A 20,583-nucleotide genomic window follows, 5' to 3' on the forward strand; every position below is an offset into this window, starting at 1 on the left:
TAGACGGGTTGCATCGGCAAACCTGCCCCTCATCAGTCGCCTTTGGCGACAGCTTCCCCCAAGGGGGAAGCCTTTACACAAGAGCATCGCAGTCTTTTATGGGCTGCGGTGCTCTTTTTTGTTTGTTTATACGTTGTTTTCGGGTTTCTGCGCTCTGCGGCAAAATGCGGCGGCGGGGCGTGGTATAGTGCAAAGCGTCCGGACATACACTGTATATTTGCGGAGGGAAACAACGATGGCTGTTTTGAGTGGGGAACGCTTACATACCAATATGGACAAGCTGCTGCCCGGTGCGCGCAGCGCGGCGCTGCTGTGGCAGGGCGCGGCGCTGGCGGGTGGGCTGGCGCTGGGGGCCGGGCAGGTCTACGGCGGGGCGGCCCCCTTTGGGCTGGCGCTGGTCATCAGCTGCCCGCCGGCCTACTGCCTGGCGGCAGCGGTGGGCACGCTGGCGGCGGGGATAGCGTTCCAGCCCGCCTTGCTGGGCATCAAACTGGGCGCGGCGGCGGTAGCTGCGGCCACGGTGCGGCGGCTTATCGATGAGCGCCCCAAGGCCGGGCTGCTGGCGGGCTGCCTGACCCTGGCGGCGGCGCAGATGGTGCAAATCATTCTGCTGGGGGGCCTTGTAAATTTTTCCCAGACGGTCACGGTGGGGTGCACGGCCCTGCTTGCGGCGGGGCTGGGCTGTGCGTTCGCGCATTTTCCCGCGCGGGAGCCGCGGGGCGTCTGCCTGTGGCTGGCAGCGGTCACGGCCTGCTTACAGCGCTGTGCCGTCGGGCCTTTGGCTCCGGGCCTGGCGCTGGCGGCCGGGGCGGGGCTGTGCGCAGCCATCGGCGGCACGCTGGAACAAACGGCGGTTTTAAGCATTGCGTTGGCGGCGGCCATCACGGCATCAGGGCCGACACTGGCTTTTGCGGCGCTGGCCGTGGCAATGGGCAGCCTGGCCGCGGCCTGCCTCTGCCCGGGCGAGCGTTGGCGCTGTGCCGGGGTGTTCACGGCGGGCTGCACGGTGGGGGCATTGGCCGCACCGGATGCCGCCGGTGCGCTGCCGCTGGCCGTCAGTGCCGGGGTGGGCATAGCGGCGGCCATGGCTGTGCCGGGCGGGGTCATGCGCAAAATTTTTCCGCCGCCCGCACCGCCGGTGCAGGCCCAGGGGTTGAGCGGCGCGGCCCGCAAGCTGGCCAGCGTGGCCGACACCTTAAGTGATATTGCCGACACGGTCAACGCAGTCTGCCAGCGGCAGATGCCGCCCAAGGGCGAGAGCTTTGATTTTGTGGTGGAGCAGGTGGCCCGCACCACCTGCCAGAGCTGCACCCGGCGTAATCGCTGCTGGGTGCGGGGCTACGCCACGGCCATGGATGGGCTGTACCATCTAAAGCCGATTCTGGAGGGCCAGGGCCGCGTTGAGGTGCAGGACCTGCCGGGGCAGCTGTCAGTCTGCATCCACCCGGCAGATCTGTGTACGGCGGCCAACCACGGCTACCGGCTGTGGCGCAGCCGCCGCCAGACCCGGGCGCGGGCGTCGATGCTGCGCACCGCCCTGACCGAGCAGTACAGCGCCCTGGCCGGGGCGCTGGCCCAGCTGGCGGGCAAACTGGGCCAGGCCGGGCTGCCGGACCCCCGGCGGGAGGCAAAAGTGGCCCAACTGTTTGCGGACCTGGGGCTGGACGCGCTGGAATGCAGCGTGACCGCCGACCTGGCCGGGCGGCTGACCGCCAGCGTAACGATCTGCCGCACTCACTTTACCCAGGACGAGGTGCGCGGCCTGACCGACGAGGTGAGCCGCATCTGCCGCCGCGATATGGACACGCCGGAGATCACCCACTGCCGCACCGTCACGATGCTGACCTTTGGGGAGCGGCCCTTGTTCACGGTGGAATTCGGCGCGGCGGCCCACGCTGCCAGCGGCCAGCCGGTCAGCGGCGACGCGCTGGACCAGTTCTGCGATACCGGCGGCCGGGCGCAGATGCTTTTGTGTGACGGCATGGGTACAGGCCGCGCCGCCGCCGTGGACGGCCAGATGGCCGCCAAACTGACAGCCCAGCTGCTGCGGGCGGGCTTTGCCGCTGAGAGCGCCGCGCGGCTTGTCAATGTGGCGCTGGGGCTGAAAGGGGCCGAGCAGGAGGCCGGGGCGACACTGGACCTGCTGACGGTGGACCTGTACACCGGGCGGGCCGGGCTGTTCAAGGCCGGGGCTGCGCCGAGCTTTCTGGTGCGGGGCGGCGTGCCCCGGATGCTGGACGGTGCCAGCCTGCCCATGGGCGTGCTGGACAGTTTGGTGGGCCGCTCCACGACCTTTGCGCTGGATGCGGGGGACTGGGTGGTGCTGGTCAGCGACGGTGCCCTGACAGACGGCAGCGATTGGCTGATGCAGCAGTTACAGCTCTGCGCCAAGCTGGGCCACACCCCCAAGCAGGCCGCCGAGACGGTAGCGGATGCCGCCGCCTGCCGCGCCGGGGAAAAGCGGGATGATATTACCGTGGCGGTGCTGGCGATGGGGAAGAGGGCGTAGAGGCGGGCGTGGCCCCGCCCGCAGGAACAGACAAGGGGGAAAGGCGTATAACAAAACCGCGCCCCATGCGTTGCTGGCATGGGGCGCGGTGCGTTTTAAGGCAATACCGCATAATTCTAAGTGCCGCAGCCGCCGGAGCGGTGCTTAAGCCGTCAGGCGGGAATTGTGCGGTATTGCCTTAAAATAATTTTTGCTTCCGGGTGGGCTGGGGGTCGAAGGGGGTGTCCTCGTGGTGGCGTTTGATAAAGACCTGGCGGGTCTTTTCGGCTACGCTGCGGCCGTTGTGCTTGGACACCGAGTAGAACGTCCGGGTGATGTTGTAATACCCCAGCAGGTGCTGCACCAGATACTGCGCCACGGCGGGGAGGCAGTCGGTGTCGTCGATGTTCTCGTAATTGTAGTCGCCGTAGAGGAACTTGACCTCGTCGCTGCCAGCATAGAGCACGATGCCGGTCTCGTCGAGCAATATTTCCCGGATAACGCTCTGCTGCAACCCGGCAGTGCCGCACTCGGCGGCGCGTTTGGAGGCCAAGGGGCGCTGATCCAGCGGGACGCTCTGCGGGTCGAGCTTTTCAGTGCCGCGCTGGCTGATCTCAAGCAGGATATCACGCATCATGCGGCTTTCCAGCAGCGGGCGGATGCGTTCCTTCGCGCGGGCTTGTTCGGTTTTTGTCTGGATGGTGTTGATCAGGCCCATAGGGCGCCTCCTTGCGAAAATGGACGATACACATACAGTATACCATGCTTCGCGCCCCAATAGCAACAGGCTGGATTGTAAAAATTACACGAGGAAAGCGATCAGCCCCGGCGTGGGGTTGCGGTAGAGGGTATAGCCGTCCGGGCAGGGGATGCCGCTGTGCTCCAGCGCGGTGGTGTCCACAGGTACGCCATCGGCTACCAGCAGCCAGTCGGCGGCGGTCAGGTCGGTGTAGGGGTGGCCCGGGTACTCGGGACCGACGGCCTCGGCAGTCAGGTCCAGCACACCGTCTGCCAGCTGGTCGGAGGCTTGCAGCGTCTCGTATTCCACAATGTAGAAATCGCGGGAGATGTAGGTTTCGATGAGCTGACTGTCCCGCTGGCGGATGCCGTTGGGAAGAAACAGCACAGTGCCGTTCAGCGATTGCAGCGCGTCGTTCAGGGCTGAGGCTCGGGCGGCAGTCTCGGCGGGGATGGCGTAGGTCCAGCGGTTGATGCGCCACTCGCCCGCATAGCACAGCACGCAGAGCGCCAACGCGGCCACGGCAAGCGGGCGCCGGTATTTGCGGCGCACCAGCAGCACGCCCAGCACGGCCGCGCCTGCAGCAATGACGACGCGCCAGACGGCCAGCCAGCCGTTCAGCCCCAGGGTGGGCAGGCGGTCGAGACGATCGGCGATGAAGTCAAACCACTGCAAAAGGGTGTTGTCCCCCGCACCCGCACCGATGGCCCGGCAGACCAGCACGAAGCCGATGCCCCAGAGGGCGGTCAGCGCGGCCAGCACGCGGCGGCGCATTTGGGTCAGGGGTTCGTCCAGCGTGTCCAGCATCACGGCCAGCAGCGGGATGAGCAGCGGCTCCAGGTACCGCATATGCTGCCGGGGCGAGGGGGAGTGCAGGTCCTCCCGCACGGTGATGGACCAGGCGATGACCGCCACACCGATGGCAAGGGACAGCAACAGAAACAGCGGCAGCTGGGTACGGCGGGCGTCGCTGCCCTTGCGGGGGCGGTGCAGCCCGCAGATCGGCAGCAGCACCGGGAACACCCAGAACGCCAGCACCGTGAACAGCGCGTCGCAGGCGAGGGCAAAAGGCAGAAAACGCCACTGCTCGGCGTTCAGCCAGCTTGTCTGGTTGTAGGAGTTGCCCAGCCCCCGGAACAACGTGGCCTTCGCCAGCAAAAAGCAGGCGAGAAAACTGCCCAGCAGCGCGGCGGTGGCGGCAAGCTCAGCTTTCCAGCTGGCTTTGTCGTGCCACCAGACCCAGGCGCGGACGAGCACCCAGGCAATCAGGTAGTAGAGTGCCACTTCCTTGTTTAAGTAGAGCAGGTAGCAGAATGCGCCCGCTGCCGCGCACCAGCCGATGCGCGCCCGGGGCGCAGCAAGCATGGCTCGCAGGAAGAAATACACCTGCCACAGCGAGAGCGGCAGAAAGACCGTCTCGCTCATGAAGGTGGAGGCCGCGGACATCGTGGGAAGCACCGCCGTGACGCCCACCAAGAACACCGTGCGGTGGGGGTTCATCCGCATGGTTTTTGCCAGCGCATAGGCCGGGAAAACCGCGCTGGCCATGTAGGCGGCGTTCAGCCAGCCGATGGCCGTGATCTGCGCGGCGGTGGATTTGAGCAGCAGCGCAGGCAGGATGCAGAGCGGATAGAGAATTTTCTGGTAGTCGCTGGGCATATTGCGCACGCGCAGCCCGCGCCCGGCCAGCAGGCTGCGGGCTACGTCCAGATAGCGCAGCTCGTCGCTGTACACGGCCAGCTGCCGCGGGTAGCTGCTGAGCAGGCCGTACACGATGGTGCAGGCAAAGAACAGCAGCGCTACCAGGGCGAGTGGGGAGAGTTTTTTACGTGATGGCATGGAAAAATCCTTTGGTGAATTATTTTAACTTGATATAATACACCGGGCATCGGGCGGTGTCGGTCAATAGCTCGGCGTGGGCAATGGGGAGAGCGGATTCAGCCAGGGTCAGCAGGTCGTCGGCAGTATAAATGTAGCCGTACAGCACAAAGCCGCCGGTCAGGTCGTGGGTGGCAGCGGCGTTTTGCAGGCTGGCCGCGTCATCCCGGCCGCCGGCCTGGTAGACGGCCTCCCGCTGGGCAAACTCGGTAATAAAGAGGTCGGGCGCGACCTCGTACCCGGCTTTGTTCAACACCACGGCGGGCAGGCTAGCGGTCTCGGCCAGGGCTGGGGTGCGCGGGGCGTACTGCTCAAACAAATAGCCGTTGGGGTCGAGGAAATGCGCGGCCAGAATCGGGACAAGCGCCAGCGCCAGCGGGGCGTCTTTGTTGGCGGCCAGCTTTGCCAGCACGACGGAGACAGCCAGCACGACGGCAGCGTAGACGATGACATAGTAGCGGTCAGCCTCAAACGGCGCAGCCTTGTCAATAAGAATGATGTAGCCGCAGGATGCCAGCAGCAGCCCGGCGGCAAACAGGCCGCTACCGCGCAGGCGCAGCCCACGCCGCCACAGCACCAGGGCGGCCGCACCCAGCACAACGGCCCAAAGCAGCAGCCCGCCGAACTGGGCGGCCAGCAGGCGAAACACCCGGCCCAGGCTGGCGGCCCAATCGGCCAGAGCGGAAAGGTCGAACACGCTGGAAAACGCCGCCTTGCCGCGGGAGCCGGAGAAGATATGGGTTTTCATGGTAGGAAAGGCCAGGAACGCGGCCCCCAGCGCGGCAAACTCGGCCGCCGCATAGCACCCGGCTGTTTTGAACCGCCGCGTGACAAGCAGCCAAAGGCCGAACAGCCCGTAGAGGAAAAAGCAGAACACCAGGAAGAAATACTGGGTCAGCGCCCCGGCCAGCGTGGCGGCAAAAAGCCCCAGCCAGACGGCGCGGGACGGTTTGCGGCCCTGCTGCAAAGCCTGCCACAGCACGACATGGCAATAGAGAAGTGCGATGCCTTCCAGCATCATCAGGCTGTACATCCGGGTAAAGACCGCCATGCCCTGCACGCCCACGCTGAGCAGCCAGCAAGCTGCCGCGCACCAGGCGGGCCAGAACCGCCCAGTCAGCCGACGAGCCGCCAGGTACAGCAGCACGCCGCCCGCCAGCAGGCAGGCATAGTTAGGCAGAAGCCCCACCCATGGCAGCCCCAGATGCGGGAAAATCAGCTCGGCTGTGTAGATCAAGCAGTAGTAGAGTGGCGGGTGGACGTCGGCTTTTTGGTTGTTCCAGGGGATGCGGTAATCTGCGGGGCTGCCCGCAGAGAGAACCCCGGCGTAAAAACTGCCGTCGTGCCAGGTGTCCATATAGCCATCGCTCAACGCATAGAAACTGCCGGGATAGTTCGTCAGCTCGTAGGTGTAGAGTTCGTCAACATGGTAGCCCTGTTTTTGGGTGGTGTAGAACAGCATCATTGCCAGGGCGGCGGCCAGCAGTGCCGCGACCGCAAGGAGATGTTTGGATTTGGTGTTGGTCATGGATGGTGGTCTTTCTTGTATGGGTGGGTTTGTGTAGGAGCGAGCATTGCCCGCCCGAGGCTTTCCCGGAAAAGCATTGCCGGGTCAAGCTGGCGGGAGAACAATGTTCGCCCCTGCATTCGATATAAGGCAAAAGGCCGGGTTTTGATAGGGATATTTTATAGGATAGCATACCAAAAAAGCCTGCCGGTGGGGCAGGCCTTTTTTAGGGTTTACAGTTCTGCGTTTTCTGCTTTGTCGCGGATGAAGCGCCACAGCTCACCGATGGTGGCTTCGTCGCTCAGTTCGCTTTCGTCGATCTCTTCGCCGATGGCCTCGCCCAGCGCCCAGGCAAGCTCTACCATGTCCTCGTGGTCAGCGCCCAGGTCGGCCAGCGTCACGCCGCGGCCCAGCTCACCGGTATCACAGCTGAACTGCTCGGCCAGCAGGTCCTGCAATTCTTCAAAGGTCACGCTTGTTTCCCCCTCTCACTGGGATGTTTTGTGTTCTTATCATACAAGCCCACGGCAGTTCCGTCAAGGGGCAAACGGACAACAACTGCACAAAATTATTCAGCTGCTTTTGTGGAATTTGCCAAAGGAGCCGCCGGTAACTGCGGCTGTGCGTTCAAAATGCGCATGAACTCCTCGCCGGAAATCGTTTCTTTCTCGTACAAATACTGCGCAATCTCGTCCAGTTTACGCTTGTTGTCGCTCAAAAGCTGGTAGGCTTTGCGGTGCTCGGCCTGCACGATCTCCACGACTTTGGCATCGACTTTGGCTGCGGTCTGTTCGCTGCAGGCAAGGCTTGCGTCGCCGCCGAGGTAGGCGTTGTTCACGGTCTCCAGGGCGACCATGTCGAAGTCCTCGGTCATGCCGTAGCGGGTGACGAGGGCGCGGGCCAGCTTGGTGGCCTGCTCGATATCATTGGATGCACCGGTGGTGATGGAGTGGAAAATCAGTTCCTCGGCTGCGCGGCCGCCGGTCAGGGTGGCGATTTTGTTGAGGATTTCCTCTTTCGTCATCAGGGTATGGTCGCCGTCCTCCACCTGCATGGTGAAGCCCAGCGCACCCGACGTGCGCGGTACGATGGTGATTTTCTGCACCGGGGCGCTGTTGGTCTGCAAGGCGGCCACAAGGGCGTGGCCGACCTCGTGGTAGGAGACGATGCACTTTTCTTTGTTGTTGAGGATCTTATTTTTCTTCTGGGCACCGGCCAGGATCGTGTCCACGGCCTCCTGCAAGTCAAACTGGGTCACAGCCTTGCGGCGGTGGCGCACAGCGCAGAGGGCGGCCTCGTTCACGATGTTGGCCAGCTCGGCACCGGAGGCACCGGGGGTCATGCGGGCGACGACGCCGAAATCGCAGTCAGGGCCGAGCTTGACCTTTTTCGCGTGCAGGCGCAGGATGCTCTCGCGGCCCTTTAAATCGGGCAGCTCGACGGGCACGCGGCGGTCAAAACGGCCGGGGCGGGTCAGCGCAGGGTCGAGGGACTCCGGGCGGTTGGTGGCGGCCAGGATGACGACGCCCTTGGCGGCGTCGAAGCCGTCCATCTCGGTCAGCAGCTGATTCAGCGTTTGCTCGCGCTCGTCGTTGCCGCCGAGGTTCGCTCCGCCGTCCCGCTTTTTGCCAATGGTATCGATCTCGTCGATAAAGACGATGCAGGGCGCTTTTTCGCCTGCCTGCTTGAACAGGTCGCGGACTTTCGACGCACCCATGCCGACGAACATCTCGACGAACTCACTGCCCGCGATGGAGAAGAACGGCACGCCGGCCTCGCCGGCGACGGCGCGGGCCAACAGCGTTTTGCCGGTGCCCGGAGGGCCTACGAGCAGCACGCCCTTGGGCATTTTGGCACCGATATCCTCGTATTTTTTAGGGTTGTGCAGGAAGTCTACGATCTCCTGCAGGCTCTCCTTGGCTTCGTCCTCGCCCGCTACATCGTTGAATTTGATGCCGGTCTCGTCGTCCACGACGTACTGTTTTGCGCCGGATTTGCCGCCGCCGAACAACATGGCGTTGCCGCCTGCGCCGCCCATCTCCTGCATCTTTTTGGATGCCCAGCGGTTGACGAACCAGAACAGCAAAATCATCGGCAGGAAGGAAATGACGAGGTTCAGCAGCGAATCCCAGATGGTGGGGCTCTGATAGACTGTACCGAACTCAACACCCGCATCCTCCAGCCGGGCGACAAGGTTGTTATCCTGCGCGATGGCGTTGGTCTTGTAGGAGTTTTCGTTTTTGTCCACAAAGTAAATTTGCTGATCCTCGATCTGGACGGTGGAAAGCTCCTTATCCTCCAGCATTTGCAGGAAGGTACTGTAATTTACGCTCTTGACGCTGGCCTGCATCAGGGCAGGAAAGAGGAAGATATTGCTTAAAATGACGATGGAAAGAATGACCGCGTAGCCGATCCAAAGTTTCTTCTTTGGGTCTTTCGGCGGCTGTGTCGTCTCTTTCATGGGGGTAGCCTCCTTTTCTTTTGTGACAAGTATAGCATGGACTGAAAAAATGAACAGCGTATGAAGCAACTTTGAACGAAACGCAAAAAATCCGCATAACGGTGGGGCTGGGACGGGTTTTCCGCGTTTTGCACAGGTTTTCGACAGGATTCCACTGTGGAAATGTGGAAAACTGTGTTGAAATGGTGGAAAACCCAGGGGAAAGGTACAAAATAGTACGATGAGAGGGAAGTGTTGAAATGTGGAAAATGGGAACGCAGAGAAATAAAAACTTCTAAAATTTAAACAGAATCTTTGAATTTGCCTTAAATTTCGCGAATCTTGTAACAAGTTGGAAACATCTGTCGTTATAATAGATGTGAGGAATCGCAAAAAGCTGTCCTGTTCGGAAGGAGGATGTTCGTTATGAAAACCGCACAAGATGTCTTTTATAAAGATTTGGAAGTGAACCTCGCGGCGCACCGGGTCAGCCGCGAGGGGCACGAACTGTGCCTGACGCCCCGGGAATTTGCACTGCTGGCTGTGCTGCTGACCCACTGCGACAAGGCGCTGAGCCGCAGCCAGCTGTTGGAGGCCGCCTGGGGGTACGCTTACATCGGCGAGAGCCGCACCGTGGATGTACATATCAACCGCCTGCGCCGCAAGCTGGGACTGGAAAATGACATCCAGACCGTATATAAAGTGGGATATCGGCTGAATAGTGCAAGCTGAACCCTTGCATTTCCCGCGGGATTTGGTACAATAGGAGTAATAAGAAATCCTGAAATTGCAGTGGTGCCGTAGGCTTGCAGAGGGCGATGCTTGCATCCGCCCTGGCAATGGCCCCGCTGTAAACGCTGTAAGGAGGAAACGACCATGAAGCGTATCATTACCATCGGGCGCGAGTTTGGTGCGGGCGGCGGCGAGCTGGGCCGACGCCTGGCGCGGGAGATGAATATTGCCTACTATGACCGCGATATCATTTTAAAGACCGCCAAGGCCAGCGCCCACCTGACACCCGAGCAGGTGCGCCGCTGGGACGAGCGCGTACCCCACGAGTTCGGCTTTACCCAGAGCCTGTTCAACTTCTACAACCGCCCCTTGAGCGAGGAACTGTGGGACGCCCAGGTGCGGGCCATCCGGGAAATTGCGGATAAGGAGAGCTGTGTTATCGTCGGCCGCAATGCAGACTATATCCTGCGGGAGTTTGACCACTGCCTGCGGGTGTTTGTACACGCTGACCGCAACTGGCGTCTGCTGCATATGCGTAAGCTGATGCCGGACACGCCGTTTGACCAGCTGGAAGCGGATATGGACAGCGCTGACCGCGCCCGCCGCAACTACTGCAAGCAGCATACCGGCCAGGTCTATGGCGACAGCCGCAACTATGATCTGACGCTCTGCACCAGCAAGCTAGGGCTGGATAAGGCCCTGGAAGTGCTGCTGTGTGCGGCGAAGGAAATGTAAAGGGAGAAAGAGGCAGCCCCCACAAGCGTGCGGGCCGGGAATGCCCGGCCCCTACAAGATACTGAAAGATAAAAATAACCCTGCACCGTATTTTTGCGGTGCAGGGCGTTTTTTGTGCTTTTTATTTTAGGGGTGCGGTGTAGGTCTGGCCGTAGGGGTCGTGGGCCAGGTTGTTCAGGGGGTACAGGCTGCCGTAGACCTCGGGTTCCAGCATGGCGGTCAGGCTGAAATCCTGCTGGTGGATGTGGTGCGACGTCACCCGCAGCACGCCGGAATCATGGGCGTAAATGTAGCGCTGGTAAGTCGGGTCGTCCTCGGGGGTCGTGGTCTGCTGCCACTGGCCGGGAATCGTGGTGTTCAGCTGGGCAATGAAATTTTGCGTCACGGTGTCCAGATCCTCCCCGGCAGGGTAGTTTTCGTCGTGGATGGACAGGTCCACAATCGGGCCGTTGTCGGGCAGGTAGCCGATGACGAGGTAAGTCTCGGTGTCCATGACGCAGGCGGTGCCGCCGCTCTCGGTTTCGTGTACATCCCTGGGGATAAAGTAGTCAAAGTAGACCTGTGTCAGGTCACCGGTAAACTTTACCATGCCGTAGGTGACGTTGGGTTCGCCCTCGGTAAGGCTTTGCTGGAAAGGATTGGTGTCCGCGCCCGCGTCCAGCTGGGCCAGCAGATAGGTAAGCTGGTCGTCGGTCAGCAGACTGCGGGCAGCGGCCTGCCGCAGCTTGCCGCGGATGACCGTGAACACGTCCTTGGTGATATCGTAGCTCTGCGGAGTGCTGGAGCCGCCCTGCACGCCGTAGCGGTAGAGTGCCCCGGCCAGCGGGTCGAGCCGAACCTCGTCGCTCATGACGCCGGGCACCTGCGGGCGGGGCTGGGGCGCGGCGTAGTAAAGCGCCTGCCCCTGCACGGCCAGCGCGGGCACCGCCAGCAGTGCCAGGCAGAACAGCGATGTGGTGATGAATTTTGCGTTAAGAGACAGCTTTTTCATGGCGGGGGCCTCCTTTCGGCAGGGTGAGGGAGACGGTCGTGCCTGCGCCGACCTCGCTGGCAAAGTTGAGCTTCGTGCCAAAGGCTGCGGCGATCTCGGCGCAGAGGGCCAGGCCGATGCCGCTGCCGCCGTCGGCCCGGGCGCGGGCTTTGTCAACGCGGTAAAACGGCTCCGTCAGGTGGGGGACGGCCTCGGCCGGGATGCCGCAGCCGGTGTCAATGACGGCCAGCCGCCAGCCGCTCCCGGTGTCGGTGCAGATCAGGCGCACGGTATTGCCGGGGGTGCTGGCGTGCAGGGCGTTCACGGCCAGGTTGCGCAACAGGTCCGCCAACAGCACCCGGTCGGCCTGTACCGTGGCCCCGGCGGGGGCATCAAGGGTGAGCGGTGCACTGGGCAGGCTGCGGGCAACGTCGTGGAACACGGCGGCGACGTCAACGGCTTGCAGCGCTATACCGTTCTTTTGCAGCCTTTGCAGGGCCAATAGCTGCTGGCTCAGGCTCTCGAGCCGGGTGGACTCGTGGTAGATAGCGTCGGCGGCTGTGCGTCGGCGGGCGTCATCTAACATGCCGCTGCGCAAAAGGTCCGCATAGCCAATCATGCTGGTCAGCGGGGTTTTCAGCTCGTGGGTCAGGTCAGCCACAAAGCGGCTTTGGCGGGCGTTCAGCTCTTGCACTTTGCCGTAATGCCAGCCCGCTGCCAGAGCGGCCAGCGTCACAAGCGCCTGCACGGCCAGCCAGCTGAGGAGCAGCTGGTCGCGGGCTGTGTAGGCTTCGGCGGTGTCGACAGCAGAGACAAGAATGATGTTCTGGTTCGTGTTCAGCACGCTGGCCAACAGCAGCTGGCGGTCGCGCAGCAGGATCGTGTCGGTGTCCGCAGCGGCCTGTTGGAGCGCGGCGCCGGACAGGCCGGTGTTGGAGTATTCGACTGTGCCGTCACGCAGAAGTGCAAAGGCGGGCGTGCTGGCGCCGAGGATGAGCTGCTGAGCGCGGGTGTAGCTGTCGCCGATGCGGGCAGGGGTGGTGAAGTCGTCGGTAGAGGCGGCCGCGCGGGCAGCGGCGCAGGCGGTGGTGAAGTCGCTTTCCACGCCACAGACGGTGCGCTGGTGTTGGAGCATGGCCTGGGTTTCCAGTGCGTCGAGCTGGTCGCGGAAGGTGCGGCAGGCCAGCGCACTGCCCGTGAGGGTGAGAGCAAGGGAGAAAAGGACAAGGGCGAGACGGATGGAGCGGGACATGGGGAACCTCCTTTCGGGGTGGGCGTGCAGGGGCCGGGTATGCCCGGCCCCCTACGGAGAAACGTCATTTTATTAAGCGATACCCGATTTTGGGCACGGTGACGATCTTATTGGCCCAGTTTAGTTTTTTGCGCAGGCGGTGGATGTGCAGGTCGAGGGCGCGGGGCGTCGGCTCGGCGTCAAGGCCCCAGACCCGCTCGTAAAGCGTCTCGCGGTAAAGCGCCTGCCCCTGGGCGCGGACGAGGGCCAGCAGAAGGTCAAACTCCCGCGGGGTCAGCTCCACCGGCTGGCCGTGCTGGGTCACGGTGCGGTCGTCGGGGTCGATGACCGCGTCGAACACGTTCAGCGTGGCCGCGCGGCGGCCGGTATGGCGCAAAAGCCCCTCCACCCGGGCCAGCAGTTCCGGCGGAGCAAAGGGCTTGACGATGTAGTCATATGCGCCCAGTTTCAGCCCACGCACCCGGTCGGCCACGGCGTTTTTGGCTGTTAAAAATACGACCGGCGTGCCGGTGGGCGCGATGTAATCCATCAGCGCAAAACCGTCGACGCCCGGCAGCATGACATCGAGGATGACCAGGTCAAATTTTTGCGTTTCCAGCAGATCGGCGGCGCGTTCGCCGTCGTGCGCAATGATGAGCGGCTGGCCCAGCGGTTCCAGCGTCATGGCAATCAGCTGGGCAATGCTCGGCTCGTCGTCGACGATCAGAATTGGCAGCATGGGGAATACCTCCTTCCGGTGGGTGTGAGGACAGTATAGCAGGGGGAGTTTTCTGAAAGTTTTCCGTTTATGAAAAAGTAGGGGCCGGGTATGCCCGGCCCGCAGCCATCCCATCAACGCCATTTTGTGGGTACGCTGCGGGCGAGGTATGCCTCGCCCCTACATTCTGCTGATTTATTCTTCCAAAAACTCTCGTATTTCTTTCTCCACCGCCCGCACTTCTTCCTCAAAGGCGCGGGCGGAGACGCGGAGGGCACCGTGGCCCATGACGATGATCTGCTCGGCACCGTCGCTGCTGACGACGCGGGTGCGGTGCTCCTTCGCCAGCTCGTGGGTGGCGCGTTCGATGTACATATCGGCGGTCTCGGCCTCGCGGGTGTAGACGACGTACAGATTATGGTACTGCTCGACCTCCCGCGTGGCGCCCCGCACCTTGTAGGCGTCGAACACCAGAATCGGCACGCAGCGCTTGTAGCCCGCATAGTTGCACAAAATGTCCATCAGGCGGCGGCGGGCGGCGTCCAGATTGCCGTCGGCCAGCCTGCGCAGGTCGTCCCAGGCAAAAATCACGTTGTAGCCGTCCACCAGCAGGTAATCCGGGCCGGTGGGTACTGGTTTGGCGGGGACGCTGGCCGCAGCGGGGGCGGTGTGCAGGGCGGCGCGGGCTGCCTTTTTGGCGTCTCCGGTCTCGCCACGACGGCGTATCTTGCCGTAGGTGCGCTCAAAAATCGCCAGCAGCTCCTTATCTTGTTCCAGCGTGCCCCGGTAGGCGGCGGCCCGGCGGCGACGGTCGTTGGCGTCAGCCTGCCCGGCAGCGTCCTCGTCGTCGGCGGGGGTGCCGTTTAAGCGGCGTTCCAGCCCGCTGGACACATGGGCGCGGGCGGGGACCTCATCCCACTTGACGAGATACCCGGCCCCATGTGCGCAAAACACAGAGTCAGCCGGGTTCTCGGTGTCGGCGTCCGGGTCATAGCCCACGGCGGCAAGCACCTCGTCGGTGTTGTGGCAGGTGTCGTACCCGGCAGGCAGCACGGCCCAGCGGCCCAGGCCGTGGGTGTAGGCCGCGACCTCCCGCGCATAGCCCCGCGCGGTGGCCACCGGCAGGCGGCCTGTCAGCCGCACGGTGTTTTCGGATTTCGGCAGCGTCTCGGGCGCTTCAAAGCTGCCGCACATCCGCTGCACATCGGCCATGGCGCGGCCCAGCGCGTCGGCGGGCAGTTCCAGCGTGAAGTCATACCACGGTTCCAGCAATGCCACGCCGTCCTTGGCTGCGGCCATCCGCAGGCCCTGGCGCACGGCGCGGTAGGTGGCCTGGCGGAAGTCGCCGCCCTCGGTGTGCTTCTGGTGGGCGCGGCCCGCCGCCAGCGTGATCTTTACGTCGGTCAGCGGCGCACCGATCAGCACGCCGGGGTGGGTGCGCTCGGCAAGATGGGTCAAAATCAGCCGCTGCCAGTTTTCGGCCAGTGTGTCGGGCGGGCAGTCTGCCGCCAGTTGTACGCCGCTGCCCCGCGCACCGGGTTCCAGCAGCAGGTGGACCTCGGCGTAATGGCGCAGCGGCTCATAGTGGCCGATGCCCTCCACAGCGGTGGTCAGGGTTTCTTTGTAGAGGATGCCGCCCTCGCTGAAAGTGACGTCCAGCCCGAAGCGGTCCTGTAAAATATTCTGCAAAATTTCCAGCTGCACTTCACCCATCAGCTGGACGTGTACCTCGCCCAGGTCGTCGCGCCAGTTGACGTGGAGCTGCGGGTCCTCGTCCTCGAGGGTCTGCAGGGCTTTTAAAACGGTGTGGGCGTCGGCGTCACAGTCGACGCGGTAGTTGAGCACGGGCTCCAAAAGCGGCGTCTCCGCGTCGGATTCTGCGCCAAGGCCCTGCCCGGGGCGGGTGGCTGCCGGGCCTGCCACTGCCACGACCATGCCGGGAAACGCCTCACTGACCAGGCGGAACTTGCCGCCATTGTACAGCCGCAGGGCGTCGGCCTTTTCGCCGCCGGGGAGCACGTCTTTTACGTGCAGCACGCCGCCGGTGACTTTCAGCCAGGTCAGGCGGGTGCCTGCGTCCTCACTGATTTTGAACACGCGTGCGCCAAATTCCGGCCACTGGGGCGGGGTGCGGGTCAGCGTTTGCAAGCCGCGCAGTAAGCCGTCCAGGCCGTCCAGACGCAGCGCCGCGCCGAAAAACACCGGAAAGACCTGCCGCCGCGCAATGGCCGTGATGACGGTCTCGGGCGCGGGGGTGCCGGTGTCGAGGACTTCGTTCATCAGCGGCTCACTGCACAGGGCCAGGGCCTCGGGGTCGGGCGCGGCGGAAAAATCCACACAGCCGTCGCCGAAACGGCCCCGCAGCTCCCGCAGACGGACAGCAGCGTCCGCGCCGGGCAGATCCATTTTGTTGACAAAAACAAACGTAGGAACGCGGTAGCGGGCAAGCAGCTTCCACAGTGTCTCGGTGTGGGCCTGCACGCCGTCGGTGCCGGAGACGACGAGGACGGCGTAGTCCAGCACTTGTAAGGCGCGCTCGGCCTCGGCGGAGAAATCCACGTGGCCGGGGGTGTCCAGCAGGGTCAGCGCGGTCTCGCCGCAGCCGTCGGCGGCGGGCAGCGTCAGCACCGCCTGTTTGGCAAAAATCGTGATGCCCCGCGCCCGCTCCTGACTGTCCGTGTCCAGAAAGGCGTCACGGTGGTCGACGCGGCCCAGCTTGCGCAGCACGCCGGCGCGGTAGAGCAGCCCTTCGGCCAGTGTGGTTTTGCCGCTGTCAACATGGGCCAGCAGGCCGATGACGAGACGTTTCATAGATGTTTCCCCCGAGCTTTTCAAAGTTGCTTCTATTGTACAATTTTTCTTGCAATTTGGCAAACGGTGTGGTATAGTAAAGCCAAATTTACCGGGAAGGAGAGCACACGTATGCGTTGGCAGTTCGGTGTGGTGTTCCAGAAAAAAGGAAACCCCTGACGAGTTGACGCTGTAAGTGTGCCCTTTTTTAGGTATTGCCCTAAGTTCCGGTAAAGCTATAAGTGTGTGCATTTTTGCGCCCTGCGGCTTTGCTGCGGGGCGCTTTTTGTGTGCAAAAAAGGGCACGTTTTCGTGATTTTTGAGCGAAAGGGTGTTCCCGATGAATTTACAAAAACAACTGCGCTGCGTGTATCTGCACGCATTTTTCTCGACACTGCGGTTTACCGATGCCGTCTGGGTGGCGCTGCTGGCGGCGCGGGGCTTCTCGCTGGCGGAAATCGGCCTGGCCGAAGGGGTGTTCCATCTGACGAGCCTGCTGTGCGAGGTGCCCAGCGGCATGGCTGCGGATCTGCTGGGGCGGCGGCGCACGCTGATTTTCGGCGGTGTGCTGGGCGTTTTCTCGGCGCTGGCCATGGCGTCTGCACCGGGGCTGGGGCTGATCTGCACGGCCATGGCGCTGAAGGCGCTGGGCTACAATATGCTTTCCGGCACGGCCGAAGCCCTGATCTACGACAGCCTGAAAATGGCCGGGCGGGAGAAAGACTATATAAAAGTGGACGCCAATGCGTCGATTTGCATGAAAATTGCAACGGCGCTCGGCTCGCTGGCAAGCCTGCTGGCAGGGGTGTTGCGCTACGCAGGGTACTACTTGGCGGACGCCGTGTCGGCGTTGCTCTCGGCACTGGCGGCGGCCCAGCTGGAAGAACCCATCGTCACCGATGAGCAGGCCGCCCGGGAGCGGCACACCCTGCGGGAACTGCCCGCCCGGCTGCGTGTGCATATTTTGGACAGCGCCGACTGCCTGCGCGGCAGTGCGCTGGCACGGCGGCTGATTGCGGCGGACGCGGTGATTTCGCTGCCAAGCTACTTGACGTCGATGTTTGTGCAGCAGCGGCTGACGGAACAGGGTGGGGCCATGGAATGGCTGTTCCTGCCGGGGTTGCTGGCCGGGGCTGCAGGTATGGCGGGCACGGCACTGGGGCGGCGGCTGCACCCTAAGACCCTGCGCGGCCTGTATTTAGCCTGTGCGCTGACCATTGGCGCAGGGGCACTGCTGGCCGGGGCGGCCCCGGCGTGGGCCTGTGCCGTCGGGCCGATGCTGGTGCAGGGGGCACTGGCTGTGTGGTTCTTGCACAGTATGCAGCGGATGAACGAGTCAATTTCCAGCGACCGCCGCGCGACGCTTATCAGCGTGGACAGCATGACGTACAGTTTGCTGATGATCCCGGCAAGCCCGATGCTGGGCTGGCTGGGGGATGCTGCCGGGTCCGCAGGGGTCGGGCTGTGTCTGCTGGGGGCAATGGTGGCAGCCAGCGGTCTTGCAGTCGTGGCCAAAACACGGTATAATACACGCGGAGCATAATTCCCTTGATTTTTTGTGGGGTCGATGGGATGCGTCGGCCCGCCAACGGAGGCAAAATTGCTATGACCTATACAGAAGTTTTGCAGGCGGCGAAGGGCCAGATGGGCTTTTGCCATGCCTGCCCGGTGTGCAATGGCCGCGCCTGCGGTGGCACCATCCCCGGCCCGGGGGCCAAGGGCAGCGGCACGGTGGCGATCCGCAACTTTGACGCGTGGCGGAATGTGCGGCTGAACATGGATACGATCCACGAGAATTTTGAGCCGGATACGGGCCTGGAGCTCTTTGGACGCAAGTTCAAATACCCGTTTTTTGCGGGGCCGGTGGGCGCAATGACGCTGCACTACGGCGATAAATACAACGACTTGCAGTACAATGAAATTTTGGTCGCTGCCTGCGCGGCGGCGGGCATTGCGGCGTTCACCGGTGATGGCACGAACCCCAAGGTCATGGAGGGAGCAACGGCGGCCATTGCGGCCAGCGGCGGCGCAGGCATCCCCACTGTGAAGCCGTGGGACAACGCCACAGTGGCGGAAAAAATGACGATGGCGCGGCAGGCCGGCTGCTTTGCCATGGCGATGGACATTGACGCAGCGGGCCTGCCGTTTTTGCAGCACCTGGATCCGCCCGCCGGCAGCAAGACCGTGGAGCAGCTGCAAGAAATCGCCCAGGCGGCGGGCGTGCCGTTTATCTTAAAGGGCATCATGACGGTGCGCGGCGCGGAAAAGGCCATCGAGGCCGGGGCCGTGGGCATCGTCGTCTCGAACCACGGCGGCCGCGTGCTGGACGACTGCCCCGCCACCGAGGAAGTGCTGGCGGACATTGTGGCGGCCGTGGATGGCCGCGCGAAAATTCTGGTGGACGGCGGCATCCGCAGCGGCAACGATGTGTTCAAGGCGCTGGCCCTGGGCGCGGACGGCGTGTTGGTTGCCCGCCCCTTTGTGACAGCTGTGTACGGCGGCGGTGCCGACGGCGTGATTGCCTATGTGGAAAAGCTGGGTGCCGAACTGGCCGACACGATGCGCCTGTGCGGCGCGGCGAGTCTGGCGGACATCAGCCGGGATATGGTCAGGGTCGTAAAATAAAATAAAAAATACCATGTTCCGCAGCTGCAAAAACTGCCGAGACATGGTATTCTTTTTGTGCCGCAGTATGCGGCGGGGCGGGCGTAAAACTGCATAAATATACTTCTTGCCTCTTTTTTTTGCAAAAGGCCTTGCAGAAAAAGAGGTTTTGCATTACTATTAAAGAATGCTACCGCTTTAGAGCGGTGGTGTGAGGGTTTGTGTAAAGTGTATACAAGGAGGAAGTCATCATGAAAAAGTTGATCAGCACCGTTCTGGCATTGGGTATGGCGGCCAGCTTGGCAGCCTGCGGCAGCAGCGCATCCACGGCAGCGTCCACGGCCGAGAGCACCGTGGAATCTACCGCAGCAGCCGGGGACAGTGACCTGGACTACATCAAGGGCAAGGGCAAAATGACCATCGGCTACACGGTATATGAGCCGATGAACTACACCGACGCCGACGGCAATTTCACCGGCTTTGACACCGAGCTGGCGGCCGCTGTGTGTGAGAAGCTGGACGTGGAGCCGGAATTTGTGGAAATCAACTGGGACACCAAAATTGTTGAGCTGGATGCCAAGAGCATTGACTGCATTTGGAACGGCATGACGCTGACGGATGATATCCAGGCCAACGCCGCCTGCACCAAGGCCTACGCCAAGAACGCGCAGGTCGTCGTGATGAAGGCTGACGCCGACTATTCCTCCACCGCTGACCTCGTCGGCAAGACCGTGGTCGCCGAGGCCGGTTCCGCCGGTGAGAGTGCCATCAACGACGACGAGAGCCTGTCCCAGGCCGATTACGTCAGCAAATCCGTCCAGACCGATTGTCTGATGGAAGTGGCCGCCGGTACGGCGGATGCCGCTGTGCTGGACCTGACGCTGGCCTCCGCCATGATCGGCGACGGCACCGACTACGCGAACCTGGCTATTAAAGACGAGCTGAACGCCGAGGAGTACGGCGTGGCCTTCCGCAAGGGCAGCGATGCCGCCGACGCCGTGAACGCTGCCTTTGACGAGCTGAAGGCCGACGGCACGATGCAGGCTTTGGCCGACAAGTACAGCCTAGCGCTGGCTGACTGATGGGCGAGGCGGCTGTCATCTGGGGCCGCCTGACCGAGGCATTCTGGCTCAACTGCCAGCTGTTCGGTCTGACGCTGTTGTTCGCACTGCCGCTGGGGCTGGTGGTGTCGTTTGGCTCCATGAGCAAGTTTGCCCCGCTGCGCGGCGTGGTCAAGACCTTTGTCTGGATCATCCGCGGCACGCCGCTGATGCTGCAAATTCTGGTCATCTACTTAGGGCCGGGCCTGATGGGCTTTACCAGCCCCTGGCCGTCGGGCGGCAGCGGCCGCCTGGTGGCGGCGGTGGTGGCATTTGCCATCAACTACGCCTGCTATTTTTCGGAAATTTACCGCGGCGGCATCGAGGCAGTCCCCAAAGGCCAGACCGAGGCAGGGCAGGTGCTGGGCATGACCAAGGCGCAGATTTTCTTCCGCGTGACGCTTTTGCAGGTCATCAAGCGCATTCTGCCGCCGATGGGCAATGAGATCATCACGCTGGTCAAGGATACCTCGCTGGCGAATGTCATTGCCAACAAAGACATCATTATGATGGCGAAAGAGTACAGTGCCAAAGGGCTGATCTGGCCGCTGTTTTCCACAGCGGTGTTCTTCCTGGTGTTCGTGGGTGCGCTGACGCTGCTGTTCGGTTGGCTGGAAAAGCGGCTGGACTATTTCAAGTAAGGGGGCGCGG

At 62.7% G+C, this 20,583-nt stretch carries 16 protein-coding genes; 7 read left to right on the forward strand and 9 right to left on the reverse strand.

The window, feature by feature from the left end; all coding sequences use genetic code 11:
- The first annotated feature begins 235 nt into the window (after positions 1–235).
- Positions 236–2,509: a SpoIIE family protein phosphatase gene (locus ACZO0A_RS01520; protein ID WP_302370316.1), complete on the forward strand. Its 2,274-nt coding sequence runs from the start codon at positions 236–238 to the stop codon at positions 2,507–2,509.
- Positions 2,510–2,687: 178 nt separating this feature from the next.
- Here the strand turns inward: ACZO0A_RS01520 and ACZO0A_RS01525 are convergent, their stop codons facing one another.
- From ACZO0A_RS01525 to ftsH, 5 genes are all read right to left on the reverse strand, one after another.
- Positions 2,688–3,206, reverse strand: coding sequence for a hypothetical protein (locus tag ACZO0A_RS01525; RefSeq protein WP_291212800.1), 519 nt, complete (start codon positions 3,204–3,206; stop codon positions 2,688–2,690).
- Between the two features lie 84 nt (positions 3,207–3,290).
- The gene (locus ACZO0A_RS01530; protein WP_302375798.1) at positions 3,291–5,066 is read right to left on the reverse strand and encodes a hypothetical protein; all 1,776 of its coding nucleotides are present in this window, start codon (positions 5,064–5,066) and stop codon (positions 3,291–3,293) included.
- A gap of 19 nt (positions 5,067–5,085) precedes the next feature.
- Positions 5,086–6,633 carry a hypothetical protein gene (locus ACZO0A_RS01535; RefSeq protein WP_486845949.1) on the reverse strand — a complete coding sequence of 516 codons (1,548 nt, stop codon included), beginning with the start codon at positions 6,631–6,633 and terminating at the stop codon, positions 5,086–5,088.
- A gap of 212 nt (positions 6,634–6,845) precedes the next feature.
- A complete protein-coding gene (locus ACZO0A_RS01540; protein ID WP_215690601.1) occupies positions 6,846–7,085 on the reverse strand; it encodes an acyl carrier protein in 240 nt (79 codons plus the stop codon).
- A gap of 95 nt (positions 7,086–7,180) precedes the next feature.
- On the reverse strand, positions 7,181–9,073 hold the full coding sequence (ftsH, locus tag ACZO0A_RS01545) for an ATP-dependent zinc metalloprotease FtsH (protein WP_215690609.1): 1,893 nt from the start codon (positions 9,071–9,073) through the stop codon (positions 7,181–7,183).
- A gap of 405 nt (positions 9,074–9,478) precedes the next feature.
- On the opposite strand from ftsH, the gene ACZO0A_RS01550 reads away from it, so the two are divergent.
- Together ACZO0A_RS01550 and ACZO0A_RS01555 are read left to right on the forward strand one after the other, a co-directional pair.
- Positions 9,479–9,784, forward strand: coding sequence for a winged helix-turn-helix domain-containing protein (locus ACZO0A_RS01550; RefSeq protein WP_302375800.1), 306 nt, complete (start codon positions 9,479–9,481; stop codon positions 9,782–9,784).
- A gap of 144 nt (positions 9,785–9,928) precedes the next feature.
- Positions 9,929–10,519 carry a cytidylate kinase-like family protein gene (locus tag ACZO0A_RS01555; protein WP_215690615.1) on the forward strand — a complete coding sequence of 197 codons (591 nt, stop codon included), beginning with the start codon at positions 9,929–9,931 and terminating at the stop codon, positions 10,517–10,519.
- A 121-nt stretch (positions 10,520–10,640) separates the two neighbouring features.
- Here ACZO0A_RS01555 and ACZO0A_RS01560 read toward each other — a convergent pair whose 3' ends face one another.
- The 4 genes from ACZO0A_RS01560 to ACZO0A_RS01575 all read right to left on the reverse strand — a co-directional run bounded on the left by ACZO0A_RS01560 (position 10,641) and on the right by ACZO0A_RS01575 (position 16,249).
- Positions 10,641–11,510: a hypothetical protein gene (locus ACZO0A_RS01560; protein ID WP_486845951.1), complete on the reverse strand. Its 870-nt coding sequence runs from the start codon at positions 11,508–11,510 to the stop codon at positions 10,641–10,643.
- The gene (locus ACZO0A_RS01565; protein WP_486845953.1) at positions 11,491–12,741 is read right to left on the reverse strand and encodes a sensor histidine kinase; all 1,251 of its coding nucleotides are present in this window, start codon (positions 12,739–12,741) and stop codon (positions 11,491–11,493) included. The genes ACZO0A_RS01560 and ACZO0A_RS01565 overlap by 20 nt, the downstream gene beginning before the upstream one ends.
- A 64-nt stretch (positions 12,742–12,805) precedes the next feature.
- Positions 12,806–13,459: a response regulator transcription factor gene (locus ACZO0A_RS01570; protein WP_294779695.1), complete on the reverse strand. Its 654-nt coding sequence runs from the start codon at positions 13,457–13,459 to the stop codon at positions 12,806–12,808.
- 174 nt (positions 13,460–13,633) lie between these two features.
- Complete coding sequence (locus ACZO0A_RS01575) at positions 13,634–16,249, reverse strand: NYN domain-containing protein (RefSeq protein ID WP_486845955.1); 2,616 nt, start codon at positions 16,247–16,249, stop codon at positions 13,634–13,636.
- Between the two features lie 319 nt (positions 16,250–16,568).
- On the opposite strand from ACZO0A_RS01575, the gene ACZO0A_RS01580 reads away from it, so the two are divergent.
- From ACZO0A_RS01580 to ACZO0A_RS01595, 4 genes are all read left to right on the forward strand, one after another.
- Positions 16,569–17,771: an MFS transporter gene (locus tag ACZO0A_RS01580; protein WP_486845957.1), complete on the forward strand. Its 1,203-nt coding sequence runs from the start codon at positions 16,569–16,571 to the stop codon at positions 17,769–17,771.
- A 62-nt stretch (positions 17,772–17,833) separates the two neighbouring features.
- Positions 17,834–18,853: an alpha-hydroxy-acid oxidizing protein gene (locus tag ACZO0A_RS01585; RefSeq protein ID WP_486845959.1), complete on the forward strand. Its 1,020-nt coding sequence runs from the start codon at positions 17,834–17,836 to the stop codon at positions 18,851–18,853.
- Positions 18,854–19,083: 230 nt separating this feature from the next.
- A complete protein-coding gene (locus tag ACZO0A_RS01590; RefSeq protein WP_417346482.1) occupies positions 19,084–19,914 on the forward strand; it encodes a transporter substrate-binding domain-containing protein in 831 nt (276 codons plus the stop codon).
- Complete coding sequence (locus tag ACZO0A_RS01595; protein WP_215690636.1) at positions 19,914–20,573, forward strand: amino acid ABC transporter permease; 660 nt, start codon at positions 19,914–19,916, stop codon at positions 20,571–20,573. Before ACZO0A_RS01590 ends, ACZO0A_RS01595 begins: the two co-directional genes overlap by 1 nt.
- Positions 20,574–20,583: the final 10 nt, after the last annotated feature.

The organism is Gemmiger sp., from assembly GCF_057431175.1.